The organism is Facilibium subflavum, from assembly GCF_003574485.1.
Lineage (GTDB): Bacteria > Pseudomonadota > Gammaproteobacteria > Francisellales > Francisellaceae > Facilibium > Facilibium subflavum.
In genome coordinates this window covers 1-646 of record NZ_QLIT01000315.1, presented here as the reverse complement: position 1 = coordinate 646, position 646 = coordinate 1, and the positions used below count along the sequence as shown (strand labels likewise).

General features: G+C 34.5%; 1 protein-coding gene. It reads left to right on the top strand.

Translation table 11 applies throughout. The features are described from left to right. Positions 1 to 646, top strand: a 646-nt coding sequence (locus DNK84_RS13660) for a hypothetical protein (protein WP_162902509.1), incomplete at both ends; no start/stop codon positions are given.

The following is a 646-nucleotide window of genomic DNA, read 5'->3' as shown; positions in this document are numbered from 1 at the left end:
AAACCTATTACACGTTTGTTGACAAATGCTGTTGCTAAGCTGTGTAAGACGATACAAGGCAGCTCTACGTTTCACTATTTAGGAAAGAGAGCAAAATTTCTAGAGGCATTTTCTGATTACGATGCAGAGAGTGTTTGTGACTGGGTTAAATCTGAGGGCTTTGAAAAGCTTAAGAAGTTGAATCAATCTAAAACAGAGACATCTGTCCTTCACGAACAATTGAGAAAGGACTCTCCTGCATTACAGGGAATGCATAAATGTGCAGCGTTATTGGATATTCTTGTTGAAGATTTTCCTGTAGATGTATTGCAAAAATGCTTTAATTCAATGGAACCTTTAGAACTGTATGCATTTTTACAAGCGCTTAATAAAGGTTTTTCAGAGAGTGAAGTTGAAACACAGTTAAATTTGCTGGCATGCTGCATAGCGGATTTTTTTAACGATGAAGCCATACAAAATAAGATGGTGATAGAGGAATTAAATACGTTTTTGCAAATTCATGGGTTAGATATTCAAAATATCCAAGGTATCCAAGATATGGAATCAACCGATAATAAACGGTTGGTTATTCAAGCGTTTTTACAGTTTATTAAGGATATACAAGATATAAAATCAATCGATAAGAAACAATTTATTATTCAAGCGC